Source organism: Kluyvera sichuanensis (genome assembly GCF_014218705.1).
Taxonomy (GTDB): Bacteria; Pseudomonadota; Gammaproteobacteria; order Enterobacterales; family Enterobacteriaceae; genus Kluyvera; species Kluyvera sichuanensis.
In genome coordinates this window covers 70,700-85,924 of the sequence record NZ_JABBJF010000011.1, presented here as the reverse complement: position 1 = coordinate 85,924, position 15,225 = coordinate 70,700, and the positions used below count along the sequence as shown (strand labels likewise).

The following is a 15,225-nucleotide window of genomic DNA, read 5'->3' as shown; positions in this document are numbered from 1 at the left end:
GGATAATAATGAAAAATTTCTATGTCCTGGTCATGGATGGCGTGTATCGGATCTGTATTTGGCTGTCAGGGATCAGCCTGTTATTTATGACGTTTATCTATCTGGTGGGGATCTACGCTCGCTTTCGTCCCGATCTTCCTGCCTGGCTGGACTTTCTGCCGCACGCGTCGACCAGTTGGCCGGAACCGCTGTCGCAGATCTGTATGATCACCTTCTCCTTTGTGGGGGCGGCGGCGGCCTATCGGGCAGGCAGCCATATTGCGATCACCATGCTGGTCGATCATATCAACCCGACAATGAAAAAGGGGCTGGCGGTGTTTGTCGATCTGGCGATGCTCGCCACCTGCCTGTTTATCATTCACTGGGGGATCATTGGCTGTATGGATGCCTGGGAGGACGTGGTGCCGTCGCTGCCGTTCCTGACCTCGGGGATCACCCACCTGCCGATTCCGCTGGGATCGTTCTTTACGCTGCTGTTCGTGGTCGAAAAAATGCTGTGCGGCCCACAAACGCACCGTGAACTGGTGCAGTTTGGCTCGCCGAAAGTCGGTCACTAAGGAGCGAACGCAATGGACTTAACGCTGATTATTTTTGTCGTCACTTTCGTGACGCTGATGGCGATTGGTATGCCAGTGGCCTATGCTGTCGGCCTGACCGCCGTGGTGGTCACCGCCTTCGCCGACTTCTCCCTCGACGGGCTTATTATCACCATTTTCCACAGTACCGATAACGTCAACCTGCTGACCATTCCGTTCTTTGTCTTTGCCGGGGCGATTATGGCGGAAGGGGGGATGGCGCGACGGCTGGTGGATTTCGCCGGGCTGTTTGTTGGCTGGATCCGTGGCGGCCTGTCGCTGGTGAACATTCTCGCTTCGACGCTGTTTGGTGCGATTTCTGGATCGTCGGTGGCGGATACTGCGTCGATCGGATCGGTGCTGATCCCGGAAATGGAGCGCAAAGGCTACCCGCGCTCATTCGGTGCGGTGCTGACCGCCAGCGCCTCGGTGCAGGCGATCCTCGTGCCGCCGAGCCATAACTCTGTGCTGTTTGCTATCGTGGCGAACACCGCGGCGGTGACTATTCCGGCGATGTTCCTCGCCGGGATCATCCCGACGCTGGTGCTGTGCGTGACGCTTATCGTGATGTGCCTGATTGCCGCGCGTAAAAACAACTACCCGAAAGAGGAACGCGTCGAACTTAAGCGCAAGATAAAGATTGCCTCAGACGCCATCTGGGGGCTGATTACTATTGTGATCATCTCCGGCGGTATTCTCTCCGGCTTCTTCACGCCAACGGAGTCCGGGGCAATTGCCTGCGTGTGGGCGATGTTTGTCACCTTCTTTGTCTACCGCGAATACAAGCTTAAGGACTTCCCGAAGCTGATTCACCGTACCATCAAAACCGTCACCATGGTGATGGTGCTGATTGCCTTCGCCGCCGCGTTTGGCTCGGTGATGACGCTGGTGGGACTACCGCAGGAGATCTCCGCCGCGTTGCTGTCGCTGTCGGATAACAAGTACGTTATCCTGTTGATTATCAACATTATGCTGCTGCTGTTGGGCTGTCTGATGGACATGGCACCGCTGATTCTGATCCTGACGCCGATTCTGCTGCCGGTGGTGGTTGAGCTAGGTATCGACCCGGTACACTTCGGTATCATCATGATGATGAACCTGGGGATTGGCCTTATCACGCCGCCGGTGGGTTCGGTGCTGTTCGTGGCGAGCGCCGTGAGTGGGCAGAAAATTGAGACGGTGGTGAAGGCCATGATCCCGTTCTACTGCGTGCTGTTCCTGGTGCTGATTATTATCACCTATGTTCCGATGATTTCTTTGTGGCTACCAGGGCGCTTCCATTAGGCCTGAACCACGTGATTTTTGCGATACCGTAAGGGGGTCTCACCGATCCCCTTTTTAAATGAGCTAATAAAGTAAGTCACCTCAGAAAACCCCACCTGGCTGGCAATCTCGCTTACCGGCAGCGCGCTATGCAGCAGCAGTTCGCAGGCGCGGCGTAGCCGAATAGTATTGAGATAATCGTGAATATTCTCGCCCGTCTCGGCGTGAAAGCGGCGCGACAGATAGCTACGTGATTTCCCTAATTCCCGCGCTAGCGCGTCGAGGCTGAATTTCTGCCGATAGTTCTCTTCAATCCAGAACATCACTGAACTGGCGATACCGCGCCCGGCTTCCGGCATCTTTTCCTGGGTGGGCGGCAGCATATTGAACAGCGTCATCAGCATGCAGGTTATCTGCTCGGTGCTGAGGCCGGAGGCGTTGGACATACGGGCATACAGGCCGAACAGGTGATCAATATGCGCGTGCTGGTCGGCTAAATCCGCCACAAATGCTGGGCGGCCACGGGCTGAAAGTGCCTGTAAGCGCTGATGATTTTCCGGGAAGTGGCGCAGCAACGTCGCGATGGCGTGCTGATCGACATGGATAATCGTCCGCCGATAACTATCCTGCGCTTTTTCATCGACCATGATTTTATGCAGCGTGAACGGGGGGAAGAAAAAGAGCCTGCCGGGGCGCATGGTGTACTGGCGATTATCGACGATCACTACGCCAAACCCCTCTTCGACATAGAGAATTTCCAGACACTGATGCCAGTGCTGGTAGCGCACGGTATTGGCAAAAAGGCGGCTAAACGACGCCACGGCGTCATTCAGGGTGATCAGCTCCAGATGCTCGGCATTCCAGGACGAAGTCATGTGCAATAAATTTAAATTTTTACCGGGTTAATCTTACTACTAAACCACTGTTTTAAATTTTATCAAGCGGCGGTTCATCGAATGATATCAGTTGTGACCGGGTTAACATTTCTCAGCCACCCCGATTCTCTATGCTTTAGCCACTTTCGAGGATGGGTAAATCAGGGGGCAGGACAGTGGCGGAAATATCAAAAATATTGTCATCACGACAGGACGTAGCGCAGACGCTGACGGCAATGCTGAGCGCTCTCGATAAACAGTTTCCCGACAACGTCGCGCAGTTCTCGCTGGGTAAAACCTGCGCCCACTACAGCACGGATATTGCGGAAATGGAGGGCTTATCGAGAGCGCTTTGGGGTCTGTTCCCGCTGCTGGCGGGTGGGGAAGCGGTGCCGTTTAGCGACAAATATCTCACCGCGATTAAGCTGGGTACTGACCCGCAAAGCCCATCCTATTGGGGCGAAACCGGGCCCTACGATCAGCGTCTGGTTGAGATGGCGGCTTATGGCCTCGGGTTTGCGCTGCTGCAGGACAAGCTGACCAATCATTTCAGCGCTGCCGAACAGGAAAACCTGCATCGCTGGCTGAATCAAATCACCGATGCCCAGATGCCGGACAGCAACTGGAATTACTTTGCGATTATCGTACAGCTGGGCTTTAAGCGCGCTGGGCTGCCGTATGACCAGGCCGCTATCGACCGCCGCTTCACGATGATGGAAGCCTACTATCTTGGCGGCGGCTGGTACTCCGATGGCCCGGGCCGCCCGAAAGATTACTACATCTCGATGGCGTTCCACTTTTACGGCCTGATTTACGCCACGCTGAACGCGGACGACGACCCAACGCGCGCCGCGACGCTGCGTGAACGTGCCTCCCTGTTTGCCAAAGACTTTATCTACCTTTCCGCCGCCGACGGGGCGTCGGTGCCGTTTGGCCGCAGCCTGACCTACCGCTTTGCGATGGTGGCATTCTGGAGCGGCGTGGCCTTCGCCGGGCTGGACGTCTTCTCGCCGGGCGTAGTGAAAGGCATTATCCTGCGCCACCTGCGCTGGTGGCTGGATCAGCCGATTTTCGATCGCGACGGTATTCTGACGTTGGGGTTCGCCTATCCGAACCTGGCGATGTGCGAAGACTACAACTCGCCGGGCTCACCGTACTGGGCGCTGAAGGTGTTTTTGATCATGGCGCTGCCGGAGACTCATGCCTTCTGGCAGGCGGAAGAGATGCCGCTGCCGAGCCTGGCACCGGTACATGCGATTGTTCCCGCTCAGCAGATCCTACAGCACAGCGAAAACTCGCAGCACGTGGTGATGCTCACCTCCGGCCAGCTCGAGCTGAACAACTACGTGAACACCGAGGCCAAGTACACCAAATTTGCCTACTCCACGCGCTTTGGTTTCACCATTGAGCGAGGGCGCTACGGCATTAAGCACGCGGCCTGTGACTCGATGCTGCTGCTGTCGGATAACGACAATTACTGGCGCGGCCGCCGTGAATGCGAGAGCGTTGAGATGCTGGACGGCGCTATCTACTCGCGCTGGCTGCCGTGGCACGACGTGCAGGTCGATACCTGGCTTATCCCATGCGGCGACTGGCACGTGCGCGTGCACCGGGTGAATACGGCGTGTCGCTTGCAGACGGTGGAGGGCGGCTTTGCGGTGATGAAAGCCGATGCGCAACTGACCGTGCGCCAGAGTCGGGTGAATGCTGCCAACGGGATGAGCGCGGTAGTGGATCTCTCGCCTCACGCCGTGCGTCTTGCCGACAGTGTGATTACCCCGCCGAACAGCAGCGTGATGTTTGCCGAGTGCGCGGCGATTCCGACGCTAGCGGGCGAGATAGCGCCTGGCGAACACTGGCTGTGCTGCGCGGTAGTGGCAAGCGGTCACCACAACGCAACCTTGCCAGCATTACCCACGCTGCACATTGAAAATAATACGCTGAACGTGACGGATAACGTCAGCGGGAAAATAACAACGCTGAATTTTTAACTATCCGGATATAACCATAAACCGGAATACCTCCTGACAGACTCTGCATCATTATGTTGCAGAGTCTGTACCCCTACATCGTTTTGTCGAGGACCGTATGGAAAAAATATCGTCTACAAACAGACTGGAATATTACAAAATAAGCTCGTTTATATTTTTGTATTTTTTTACCTGGTCAGCCAGTATTGGCTTATTTGCGATTTGGCTTGGGCAAAAAGCAGAACTCAGCGGCGCGGTGATTGGCACCGTGTTTGCCGTCAACGGCATATTCTCCGTTATTCTCAAGCCTATTTACGGTTATATTCTCGATAAAATTGGCATGAGTAAATATCTGCTCTATTTTGTGGTGGTGATGTCCGCTCTGATGGCGCCGTTCTTTATTTATGTTTACCAGCCGCTGCTGCTCTCCTACACCACCGTGGGGATTATTGTTGGTGCTATTTATCTGAGCTTCGCGTGGTATGCCGGCGTGGCGGCCTGTGAATCCTATGCCGATCGCTACAGTCGCCTGAACAGCATGGAGTTTGGTCAGATTCGTATGTGGGGCTCGCTCGGTTGGGCGGTGGCGTCGTCCTTCTCCGGCCTGCTGTTTAATATCTCTCCGGCCTACAACTTTATCCTCGGCAGCGTGGCATCGCTGGTCATGCTGGCGGTGTTAATCAGCCTGAAAGTAGATACTGCAACCAGCAACGCCAGCGCGGTTATTTCAAAGGATAAGATTGTACTGAAAGACGTTTTCGACCTGCTGAAAAGCAGCAAGTTCTGGGCATTCTGCCTGTATGTGGCTGGCGTGGCGTGGATGATGTTTGTCGCTGAGCAGCAGTTCTCGCGCTATTTCGTCACCTTCTTTAGCGATGTGCACGAAGGTAACACCCTCTTTGGCCTGCTGGGTACCGTGCAGTCCGGCACCGAGTTTGTGATGTATATCTTTATGCCGATGTTCGTCAACTATATCGGTGCGAAACGCGGTCTGATTATTGTGGGTGTATTGGTGGGCGCACGACTGGTTATTTCCGGCCTGTGCGAGTCGCATCTGCTGATTTCTGTGATTAAACCGCTGTACGGCCTGGAGATTTGTCTGCTGCTGGTCTCGGTCTTTAAATATATTGCTGAGCATTTCGATAAACGCGTCAACGCTACCATGTATTTATTGGGTTACCAGGCCATGTTGTATATCGGTAATGTCGTGGTCTCTTCACCAGCAGGTTTATTATATGACCGCATTGGATTCGAAAAGACCTATATCATTATGGGTGGAATTGCGCTGTTCTTTACGCTGATTTCAGCATTCACGTTATCCGCCTGTAAACGTCAGAATCATCGCCAGCCTGCACTTGATGTCGCTGAAAATGGTATTTCTAAATAAGCCTTACTGAATGAAGGAACCGAATATGTTAAACCCTATCGTTGAGGAAACCCTGCGCGAATTTCCGGGTGCTCCCGTTAATCTTCAGACGTTTAACGATGAGCTGTGCTCGGCGCGTAGCCATGTCCTTAAGCTGATTAGCCGTCATTTAACGGATTTCGGTGATAAATTTCCAGGCGAAGCCTGCGTGGACGGCTACTATCCGCTGACCGAAAACGTTGAATGGACGACCAGCTTCTGGACCGGGCAGCTGTGGCTGGCCTGGGAGATGACCGGCGAGGAGAAATACCGGGCGCTGGCAGAGCAGCACGTGCGCTCGTTCGGCCTGCGTATTGCCGGGCGCTGTGACACCAATACTCATGACCTGGGCTTCCTGTACACGCTCTCCTGCGTGTCGGCCTGGCGTTTGACCGGTAATCGCGATGCGCGCGGCTTCTCTTTGCAGGCGGCGGAAGCCCTGCTGGAACGCTTCCATCGTAAAGCGGAAATTATTCAGGCCTGGGGTGTGCTGACCGACCCGGAGCAAGCAGGGCGCATGATTATCGACTGCACCATGAACCTGCCGCTGCTCTATTGGGCGACGGAACAGACCGGCGATCCGCGATTTGCCGATGCCGCGCGCGCCCACGTGCGCCAGTCGGCGAAATATCTGGTGCGTGAAGACGCCTCGACCTACCACACCTATTACATGGACGTGCAGACCGGCGCGCCGCGCTTTGGTAAAACCCAGCAGGGCTATGCCGACGACTCCTGCTGGTCGCGCGGGCAGGCGTGGGGCATTTACGGCTTTATGCTGAGCTTCTTGTATACCGGCGACAAGGAGCTGATTAGCTTGTCGAAAAAGCTGGCGAACTACTTCCTCAACCGCCTGCCGGAAGACTATGTCTGTCATTGGGATCTGGCGCTGGTCGGCACCGATGCGCTGCGTGATTCATCCTCAGCGGCGATTGCGGTGTGCGGCCTGCTGGAACTGGTGAAGCATCTGCCGACCACCGATCCGGACCGTGAGCGCTATCAGCAGTGGGCGATGGGGATGATGTCGTCGCTGTCGAAGCACTATCTGATGGGCGTGGACGAACCGGGTACCGGCGTGCTGAAACATTCGGTGTATCACTTCGCGAGCGATAAGGGCGTGGATGAATGCTGTAGCTGGGGGGATTATTTCTATGTGGAAGCGCTGGTGCGCATGACGCAGAGCTGGAAGCTGTACTGGTAAATCGGTAACTACCTTTAACACGTAGCCTGGACGAGGTGCGTAAACACCGACGCCGGGGATTCCCCGGCGTCACTGCGTTCGGCCGGGCTACGTTCATGCGTCAGTCTTAAACGCCTGACTCCAGAATACGAATGGTCGTATCCAGCACATCGGCTTTCACCGCTTCGCTCCAGGCTTTCATGTGCGGCGTCTGCAGGTGCGCTTCAAGGTGCGCCACGCTTTCCCACACTTCAACCATCACGATAGAGTCCGGTGCGGTGGTCTGGAAGCTCACGTTTGCAGCGTGATCAACCATCGGCGCGTAGCCGTGGCAGCCGTCTTCTTTCAGCACGGTTGGGATAATTTTGGTGAACTGATCCAGCACCGCCTGACGGTGATGTTGTCCTGGACGAGTACGGATTTCAGCAATAATGGTCAACATGATTAACTCCTTCTAATTCCAGGCTAACAGTTAAGCAAAAATCTTCCCAAGATGCTCGCGGTATTCTGCAACATAACGTGGAACGTCAGGCATTTTAATCACGTCATTGGTGATAAAGGTCGGCAGCGCTTCCATTCCCAGGAACTGGTTGGCTTTGTGGAACGGCAGGTAAACGCCGTCAACGCCCACGCCGTGGAAGAACTGATCTTTATCGGTAAAGGCTTCCATTGGGGCATTCCAGGTCAGGGACAGCATATAGGTTTTACCCTGAATCAGGCCGCCGGAACCATATTTTTTGCTGGCGTCGGAGCGGGTACGACCATCGCTGGCGTACAGAGAACCGTGACCTTCGGTGAATACGTCATCGATATATTTTTTCACGGTCCATGGTGCCCCCATCCACCAACCTGGCATCTGCCAGATAACGGTGTCGGCCCACAGGAAGTTTTGTACTTCGGCTTTGACGTCATAGTCGCCGTCCGCGCGAACCACTTTAACATCATGCCCGAGGTCGCGCAGGTAGGTCTCCGCGACTTCAGTCAGGGTGTTGTTCAGCTGGCCGTTAGAATGGCCGAATTTTTTCGCACCGTTAACAATCAGAATGTTGCTCATTATAAATCCTCAAAAGTTGGCTTTTGAGGGGCATGATACTCGCCTTGCTGTAACGATTAAATGTGCAAAATGTGCAAAGTCTTTTGCTGAATTAGCAATAATCAGCTACCCACGAAGGGTCACTTCAAAGCCGCCGTCGGGGGCGTTAGCAAACGTCGCCGTCATGCCGTGCAGCGTCGCAATGCGCTGCACGATCGACAACCCAAGACCGCTGCCGGTTTCATCCTGCCCCGGCGGGCGATAGAAGCGCTCGCCGATGCGCGCCAGCGCTTCCGGGCTGATGCCCGGCCCGTTATCGCGGACGTTGAAACCGTGGTTGTCGAGCGTCACGTCCACCACGCTGCCCGAAGGGCTGTAGCGCACGGCGTTATCCAGCAGATTACGCACCAGCAGGCTCATCAGCAGCGGCTGGGCGGTGCGGGTGACCTGCTGAGCGTTCAGGTGCAGGCGAATCTCTATGCCGGCTTTTTGCGCGGTGTGGTAGATATCCATCACCGAGGATTGCAGCAGATCGCCGAGATTCACCGGCTGCACGTCAGCTAACTGTTCCAGCGAATCGAGGCGGGAGAGGGTCAGCAGTTGCTCAACCAGGCGCGTGGCGCGGTCGATGCCCGCATGCAGCTGCATCAGCGCCTTTTGCTGGCTTTCCGGATCGTCCTGCGACAGCTGTGCCACTTCGGCCTGCACCCGCAGTGCGGTGAGCGGGCTGCGCAGCTCATGGGCGGCATCGGAGGTGAAGCGGCGCTCGCGAGTCAGCATATCGTGGATGCGGCGGAACAGCAGGTTGAGCGCGTCCAGCATCGGGCGTACTTCGTTTGGCACGCCGTGCGTATCCAGCGGCTCGCCGGAGTCTGGGTGGCGCTGGCGCAGGGTGCGGGTTATTTTTTTCAGCGGCGCCAGCTCGCGGCTAATCAACAGAATCAACAGCAAAAAGGTGACCGGCAGGGCAATCAGCCACGGCGTCAGCTGACTGGTGATGATATCCAGCGCCATCTCCTTGCGGTAATCCCACTCCTGGCCGACCACGATGCGGTATTTTTTATCGGCGGTGGTCAGCCATAAAAAGCGCCAGCTATCGTCATCGTTGCTCAGCGGGCCATCGTCAAAACCTTCGCGGCGATAGTTATAGGGGATGTACGGCCCGTTCTCACCGTCGTGCAGCACCATCTTGCCGTCGACGGTGTAGATGGCGAACGCCAGCGCGTCATCATCAAGATGCCCGTGTTTGACCTTCTTCGGCGCGCGAATCCACTGGCGTGAGGCGGGCAGGTCGGCGAAGTCCATCGCGCTGATGCGTTTGGCAAACAGCATTTGCTGAGTGTCGAACAGCTTATCCAGCTTGTCGGTGGTCTGCTTCCAGGCGATGACGCTGGCAAAACACCAGGCCACGGCGGAGAGCAGCATAAACAGCAGCGTCAGGCGAACGCGCAGGCTCAGGCGGCGGAACAGGTTCATTGGTCACCCAACGTGTAGCCGATACCGTGGACGGTACGGATAAAGTGGCTGCCGAGCTTGCGGCGCAGATGGTGGACGTGCACTTCAATGGCGTTGCTGGTGACCTCTTCATCCCAGCTATAGAGCTTCTCTTCAATCAGCTTGCGCGGCAACACGCGCCCGGCGTTGCGCAGCAACAGCTCCAGCAGGGCAAACTCTTTCGGCTTCAGTATGAGCGGTTCGTTGTTCAAGGTGGCGGTCAGGCGATTGGGATCCAGTTCCACCTCGCCGTGGCGCAGTACGCTGCTCGGCTGGCCGTGGGCGCGGCGAATCAGCGCCTCCAGCCGGGCGGCGACTTCAATCAGTGCGAACGGTTTGCAGAGATAGTCGTCAGCGCCTAAGCGCAGCCCTTCGACGCGCTGGCTCAGCGCATCACGGGCGGTCAGGATGAGCACCGGTTCGCGGCGGGACTTTTCGCGCCACTCGCGCAGAATATCCAGCCCGTCGATGCCGGGCAGCGTCAGGTCAAGGATCACCGCGTCGTAGGGGGCGCTGTAAAGCGCGATTTTGCCCTCTTCACCGCGGGTAAACCAGTCGATGCTGAAGCCCATTTTGCCGAGCCCGGTTTTGATGCCGTCGCCGATAAGCTTGTCATCTTCCACTAATAAAATTCGCATCTGCTGCTCCTTGCCTGCTGCTCTGTCTACCAAGTAAAGCGCGCCTGTACTGCCTATGTACAGCAATAATAAATCTTTTTTTGCCTTAAGAAGTTGTTAAGAAATGGCGGGTGTAATAGTGCTCATACACCACAAAAGGGAGAACAAATCATGAAGAAACTTGCTGCTATCGCCGCTATCCTGGCTCTGGCTTCTGCACCAGCATTTGCCGCCACTCAGGGCGGATTTTCCGGCCCGTCTACCACCACGACGACGCAAACCGGCGGCTTCGTTGGCCCTAACGGCACCGTGACTACCGCGGCGAACGCCAAAACCATGCGTGATGACACCTGGGTAACACTGCGTGGCAACATCATTGAGCGCGTATCCGACGATCTGTATATTTTTAAAGATGCCAGCGGCACCGTGAATGTGGATATTGATCACAAGCGCTGGAACGGCCAGACCATCACCCCGCAGGATGTGGTTGAAATCCAGGGCGAAGTGGATAAAGACTGGAACTCCGTTGAAATCGACGTGAAGCAGATCCGCAAAGTGAATCCATAATCCCTTAAGACTGCGCAAGATCGGTCAGGATTCACTGCGGCCAGGTGGGCAGAATGTCCCGCAAGGAGGCAGTGATGAGTGACTTATTAAGCGCGGCTTATTCCGAACGCCTGCGGCGCGTTTGCGACCACATTGAGCGTCATCTGGATGAGCCTCTCTCGCTCGAGGCGTTAAGCCGGATGGCGCACAGTTCGCCCTTTCATTTCCATCGGCAATTTACCGCCTGGAGCGGCCTGCCGCTGTATCGCTATATCCAGTGGTTACGCCTGCGCCGCGCCTCGTGGCGGCTGGCGTTTAACCCGCAGGATAAGGTTATCGATATTGCGCTGGATGCCGGGTTTCAGAACCCGGAGTCGTTCACTCGTGCCTTTAAAACCGCGTTTGGCCAAAGCCCACGCCAGTTCCGACAAACCCCGGACTGGGCGGCCTGGCACCAGCGCGTTCCTAAACTGGCTTTACAGGAGCAGCACGTAATGGACGTGAAAATCGTTGAATTTCCGCAAACCAACGTCGCCATGTTGACCCATCAAGGGCATCCGGATCGGGTGAACGACAGCGCGGCAACCTTTATTGAGTGGCGACGCAGCACCGGGCTTTCGCCGGTGGCGAGCAGCCAGACCTACGGCATTGCCTGGCATGACCCGCAGACCACGCCACCGGAGCAGTTTCGCTTTGATATCTGCGGCAGCGTGTCTGGACCGATACCGGAGAACGCGTTTGGCGTGGTCAACGCTGAGATTCCCGGCGGGCGCTGCGCGGTCTTACGTCATCAGGGCTCGCTGGATTCGCTGTCTGATAGCGTCTGGGCTCTGTTTCGCGAGTGGCTGCCGGGCAGCGGCGAGACGCCACGCGACTTCCCGGTCTTTTTCCAGTACCTCAACTTTGTCCATGAGGTGCCGGAACATGCGCTGCTGACGGATATTTATTTACCGCTTCGTTAACCCGCTCCCAACCTATCTCACGGTTTGTGACTCAGACCGTGAGATAGGGTATTATCTGCGGCAATATTGCCGTCCGAACGGTCAGCATGCAGATTGAGGATCCACTGTTAATGAGCGATATGGCAGAGCGCCTTGCGCTACATGAATTTACGGAAAACGCCTACTTAAACTACTCCATGTACGTCATCATGGATCGCGCGTTGCCGTTTATTGGCGATGGCCTGAAACCGGTGCAGCGCCGCATTGTTTACGCAATGTCGGAACTGGGGTTGAACGCCACCGCAAAATTTAAAAAATCCGCCCGTACCGTCGGTGACGTACTGGGTAAGTACCATCCGCACGGCGATATCGCCTGTTACGAAGCGATGGTGCTGATGGCGCAGCCGTTCTCCTATCGTTACCCGCTGGTCGATGGCCAGGGGAACTGGGGGGCACCGGACGATCCGAAATCGTTCGCAGCGATGCGTTATACTGAATCCCGCCTGTCGAAATATTCCGAGCTGCTATTAAGCGAGCTGGGGCAGGGCACGGCTGATTGGGTGCCGAACTTTGACGGCACCATGCAGGAGCCGAAAATGCTGCCTGCGCGCCTGCCTAACATCCTGCTGAACGGCACCACCGGCATTGCCGTCGGTATGGCGACGGACATTCCGCCGCACAACCTGCGCGAAGTGGCAAAAGCTGCGATTACCCTGATTGAAAAACCGCAGACCACGCTCGACGAGGTGCTGGATATCGTTCAGGGCCCGGACTACCCGACCGAGGCGGAAATCATCACCTCGCGCGCGGAAATCCGCAAAATTTACCAGAACGGCCGTGGTTCCGTGCGCATGCGCGCGGTGTGGAATAAAGAAGACGGTGCGGTAGTGATTACCGCGCTGCCGCATCAGGTTTCCGGCGCCAAAGTACTGGAACAGATCGCGGCCCAGATGCGTAACAAAAAGCTGCCGATGGTCGATGACCTGCGCGACGAATCCGACCACGAGAACCCGACCCGTCTGGTTATCGTGCCGCGTTCCAACCGCGTGGATATGGATCAGGTGATGAACCACCTGTTCGCCACCACCGATCTGGAAAAGAGCTACCGCATCAACCTGAACATGATCGGGCTGGATGGTCGTCCGGCGGTGAAAAACCTGCTGGAGATCCTCACCGAATGGCTGGCGTTCCGCCGCGACACCGTCCGTCGTCGCCTGAACTACCGCCTCGAGAAAGTGCTTAAACGCCTGCATATCCTCGAAGGTTTGCTGGTGGCGTTCCTCAACATCGATGAAGTGATCGAGATAATCCGTCACGAAGATGAGCCGAAGCCGGCGCTGATGTCGCGCTTTGGCATTAGCGAAACCCAGGCGGAAGCGATCCTCGAGCTGAAATTGCGCCACCTGGCGAAGCTCGAAGAGATGAAGATCCGCGGCGAGCAGGATGATTTAGCTAAAGAGCGCGATCATCTGCAGGCGATCCTGGCGTCCGAACGCAAGATGAGTAACCTGCTGAAGAAAGAGCTGCAGGCCGATGCCGAAGCCTTTGGCGACGATCGTCGTTCTCCGCTGCGCGAGCGCGAAGAAGCGAAAGCGATGAGCGACCATGACATGCTGCCGTCCGAACCGGTGACCATCGTGCTGTCGCAGATGGGCTGGGTACGTAGCGCGAAAGGCCATGACATTGACGCTCAGGGGCTGAACTATAAGTCCGGCGATAGCTGGAAATCGTCGGTGAAAGGCAAGAGCAACCAACCGGTGGTGTTTGTCGATACCACCGGCCGCAGCTACGCCATCGACCCGATTACGCTGCCGTCTGCCCGTGGGCAGGGCGAGCCGCTGACCGGCAAGCTGACGCTGCCGCCGGGTGCGACCGTCGAGCACATGCTGATGGAAGGCGACGATACCAAGCTGCTGATGGCTTCCGACGCGGGCTACGGTTTCCTGTGTACCTTCAACGACCTGGTCGCACGTAACCGTGCCGGTAAGGCGCTGATTTCACTGCCGGATAACGCACACGTGATGCCGCCTGTGGTGATTGAAGACGAGAGCGACATGCTGCTGGCGATCACCTCCGCAGGCCGCATGCTGATGTTCCCGCTGAGCGATCTACCGCAGCTGTCGAAAGGTAAGGGCAACAAGATTATCAACATCCCGGCAGCGGAAGCCGCCAGCGGTGTCGATAGCCTGGCGCACCTTTACGTACTGCCACCGCAGAGCACGCTGACCTTCCACGTGGGCAAACGTAAGATCAAACTGCGCCCGGAAGAGCTGCAAAAAGTGACGGGTGAACGCGGTCGTCGCGGCACCCTGATGCGCGGCCTGCAAAAAATCGATCGCGTTGAGATTGATTCACCGCAGCGCGCCTCGGCGGGTGACAGCGAAGAGTAATATATTTCCCCCGTCGTCAGGCGGGGGAAAAATTACCGTGAAACCGTTGTTAATTCAGCCGTTGCGATTAACAATACCCCTTTGCAGGGGTCTGCAAGTAACAAAGCCCTGTCCGGTCTATATATCCTGTCAGCACCCGTCTGATCGGTATCATTCTAAGTGGTTCAGGGTTCAGAGGACGCTATGCTATTTATTTTACGTGTCATTATTGTCGTCATTTATTGCATCCTGGTATGCATCTTTGGCTGCATCTATTGCCTGTTCAGTCCGCGTAACCCAAAACACGTCGCCACCTTTGGCCATATGTTTGGCCGTATGGCGCCGGTGTTCGGTTTAAAGGTTGAAACCCGCAAACCGGCTGACGCGGAGCGCTATGGCAACGCGATTTATATCGCCAACCACCAGAACAACTACGATATGGTGACAGCGGCGAATATCGTTCAGCCGCCAACCGTGACGGTCGGTAAAAAGAGCCTGGTGTGGGTGCCGTTCTTTGGTCTGCTGTACTGGCTGACCGGCAACCTGCTGATCGACCGTAACAACCGAGCGAAAGCGCACAGTACCATTGCCGAAGTGGCAGATGCCTTTAAGAAACGCAGAATTTCCATCTGGATGTTCCCGGAAGGTACCCGCAGCCGCGGCCGTGGCCTGCTGCCGTTTAAAACCGGTGCGTTTCACGCGGCTATCGCCGCCGGTGTGCCAATTATCCCGGTGTGTGTGTCGAATACTTCCAATAAGATTAAACTCAACCGCTGGAATAATGGTCTGGTGATTGTGGAAATGCTGGAGCCTATCGACACCAGCGCGTGGGGTAAAGATCAGGTTCGCGACCTGGCAAAACACTGCCGTGAAGTCATGAAGGCCAAAATAGACGAACTGGACCAGGAAGTGGCCCAGCGTGAGTCTGCGGGTAAAGCGTAATTTCTGCTGACGGCGTGG

At 56.2% G+C, this 15,225-nt stretch carries 14 protein-coding genes; 9 read left to right on the top strand and 5 right to left on the bottom strand.

Annotated elements, in window-relative coordinates:
* Positions 1–8 precede the first annotated feature (8 nt).
* On the top strand, positions 9–557 hold the full coding sequence (locus HII27_RS13645; RefSeq protein ID WP_185668384.1) for a TRAP transporter small permease: 549 nt from the start codon (positions 9–11) through the stop codon (positions 555–557).
* 12 nt (positions 558–569) lie between these two features.
* Positions 570–1,859, top strand: a complete 1,290-nt coding sequence (locus HII27_RS13640; protein WP_185668383.1) for a TRAP transporter large permease — start codon at positions 570–572, stop codon at positions 1,857–1,859.
* On the opposite strand, the gene HII27_RS13635 is transcribed toward HII27_RS13640, so the two are convergent.
* Positions 1,856–2,713 (bottom strand): helix-turn-helix transcriptional regulator, encoded by an 858-nt coding sequence (locus tag HII27_RS13635; RefSeq protein WP_185668382.1) that lies wholly within the window; start codon positions 2,711–2,713, stop codon positions 1,856–1,858. The two genes, HII27_RS13640 and HII27_RS13635, sit on opposite strands and share 4 nt — an antisense overlap.
* A 152-nt stretch (positions 2,714–2,865) precedes the next feature.
* Here HII27_RS13635 and HII27_RS13630 point away from each other — a divergent pair, with 152 nt between their 5' ends.
* The 3 genes from HII27_RS13630 (at position 2,866) to HII27_RS13620 (ending at position 7,286) form a co-directional block, all read left to right on the top strand.
* Positions 2,866–4,704 (top strand): DUF2264 domain-containing protein, encoded by a 1,839-nt coding sequence (locus tag HII27_RS13630; RefSeq protein ID WP_185668381.1) that lies wholly within the window; start codon positions 2,866–2,868, stop codon positions 4,702–4,704.
* 97 nt (positions 4,705–4,801) lie between these two features.
* Positions 4,802–6,070, top strand: coding sequence for an oligosaccharide MFS transporter (locus HII27_RS13625; protein WP_185668380.1), 1,269 nt, complete (start codon positions 4,802–4,804; stop codon positions 6,068–6,070).
* Between the two features lie 25 nt (positions 6,071–6,095).
* Positions 6,096–7,286 (top strand): glycoside hydrolase family 88 protein, encoded by a 1,191-nt coding sequence (locus tag HII27_RS13620; RefSeq protein WP_185668379.1) that lies wholly within the window; start codon positions 6,096–6,098, stop codon positions 7,284–7,286.
* Between the two features lie 106 nt (positions 7,287–7,392).
* On the opposite strand, the gene HII27_RS13615 is transcribed toward HII27_RS13620, so the two are convergent.
* From HII27_RS13615 to qseB, 4 genes are all read right to left on the bottom strand, one after another.
* Complete coding sequence (locus tag HII27_RS13615; protein ID WP_185668378.1) at positions 7,393–7,707, bottom strand: putative quinol monooxygenase; 315 nt, start codon at positions 7,705–7,707, stop codon at positions 7,393–7,395.
* Between the two features lie 30 nt (positions 7,708–7,737).
* Positions 7,738–8,319 carry an NAD(P)H-dependent oxidoreductase gene (locus tag HII27_RS13610; RefSeq protein WP_185668377.1) on the bottom strand — a complete coding sequence of 194 codons (582 nt, stop codon included), beginning with the start codon at positions 8,317–8,319 and terminating at the stop codon, positions 7,738–7,740.
* A gap of 105 nt (positions 8,320–8,424) precedes the next feature.
* Positions 8,425–9,774, bottom strand: a complete 1,350-nt coding sequence (gene qseC / locus HII27_RS13605) for a quorum sensing histidine kinase QseC (protein ID WP_185668376.1) — start codon at positions 9,772–9,774, stop codon at positions 8,425–8,427.
* The gene (gene qseB / locus HII27_RS13600) at positions 9,771–10,430 is read right to left on the bottom strand and encodes a quorum sensing response regulator transcription factor QseB (RefSeq protein ID WP_185668375.1); all 660 of its coding nucleotides are present in this window, start codon (positions 10,428–10,430) and stop codon (positions 9,771–9,773) included. Before qseB ends, qseC begins: the two co-directional genes overlap by 4 nt.
* 150 nt (positions 10,431–10,580) lie before the next feature.
* On the opposite strand from qseB, the gene HII27_RS13595 reads away from it, so the two are divergent.
* The 4 genes from HII27_RS13595 (at position 10,581) to plsC (ending at position 15,207) form a co-directional block, all read left to right on the top strand.
* Entirely contained in the window at positions 10,581–10,976 is a 396-nt protein-coding gene (locus tag HII27_RS13595) for a YgiW/YdeI family stress tolerance OB fold protein (protein WP_185668374.1), read from the top strand.
* A gap of 74 nt (positions 10,977–11,050) precedes the next feature.
* The gene (locus HII27_RS13590; protein ID WP_185668373.1) at positions 11,051–11,917 is read left to right on the top strand and encodes an AraC family transcriptional regulator; all 867 of its coding nucleotides are present in this window, start codon (positions 11,051–11,053) and stop codon (positions 11,915–11,917) included.
* A gap of 110 nt (positions 11,918–12,027) precedes the next feature.
* A complete protein-coding gene (gene parC, locus HII27_RS13585; protein WP_185668372.1) occupies positions 12,028–14,286 on the top strand; it encodes a DNA topoisomerase IV subunit A in 2,259 nt (752 codons plus the stop codon).
* Between the two features lie 183 nt (positions 14,287–14,469).
* Positions 14,470–15,207 (top strand): 1-acylglycerol-3-phosphate O-acyltransferase, encoded by a 738-nt coding sequence (gene plsC / locus HII27_RS13580; RefSeq protein WP_185668371.1) that lies wholly within the window; start codon positions 14,470–14,472, stop codon positions 15,205–15,207.
* Positions 15,208–15,225: the final 18 nt, after the last annotated feature.

Bases quoted from the DNA above. Each gene is read 5' to 3' on its own strand.
- HII27_RS13645 (WP_185668384.1), top strand. From the start codon at position 9: ATGAAAAATTTCTATGTCCTGGTCATGGATGGCGTGTATCGGATCTGT.
- HII27_RS13640 (WP_185668383.1), top strand. From the start codon at position 570: ATGGACTTAACGCTGATTATTTTTGTCGTCACTTTCGTGACGCTGATG.
- HII27_RS13635 (WP_185668382.1), bottom strand. From the start codon at position 2,713: ATGACTTCGTCCTGGAATGCCGAGCATCTGGAGCTGATCACCCTGAAT.
- HII27_RS13630 (WP_185668381.1), top strand. From the start codon at position 2,866: ATGGGTAAATCAGGGGGCAGGACAGTGGCGGAAATATCAAAAATATTG.
- HII27_RS13625 (WP_185668380.1), top strand. From the start codon at position 4,802: ATGGAAAAAATATCGTCTACAAACAGACTGGAATATTACAAAATAAGC.
- HII27_RS13620 (WP_185668379.1), top strand. From the start codon at position 6,096: ATGTTAAACCCTATCGTTGAGGAAACCCTGCGCGAATTTCCGGGTGCT.
- HII27_RS13615 (WP_185668378.1), bottom strand. From the start codon at position 7,707: ATGTTGACCATTATTGCTGAAATCCGTACTCGTCCAGGACAACATCAC.
- HII27_RS13610 (WP_185668377.1), bottom strand. From the start codon at position 8,319: ATGAGCAACATTCTGATTGTTAACGGTGCGAAAAAATTCGGCCATTCT.
- qseC (WP_185668376.1), bottom strand. From the start codon at position 9,774: ATGAACCTGTTCCGCCGCCTGAGCCTGCGCGTTCGCCTGACGCTGCTG.
- qseB (WP_185668375.1), bottom strand. From the start codon at position 10,430: ATGCGAATTTTATTAGTGGAAGATGACAAGCTTATCGGCGACGGCATC.
- HII27_RS13595 (WP_185668374.1), top strand. From the start codon at position 10,581: ATGAAGAAACTTGCTGCTATCGCCGCTATCCTGGCTCTGGCTTCTGCA.
- HII27_RS13590 (WP_185668373.1), top strand. From the start codon at position 11,051: ATGAGTGACTTATTAAGCGCGGCTTATTCCGAACGCCTGCGGCGCGTT.
- parC (WP_185668372.1), top strand. From the start codon at position 12,028: ATGAGCGATATGGCAGAGCGCCTTGCGCTACATGAATTTACGGAAAAC.
- plsC (WP_185668371.1), top strand. From the start codon at position 14,470: ATGCTATTTATTTTACGTGTCATTATTGTCGTCATTTATTGCATCCTG.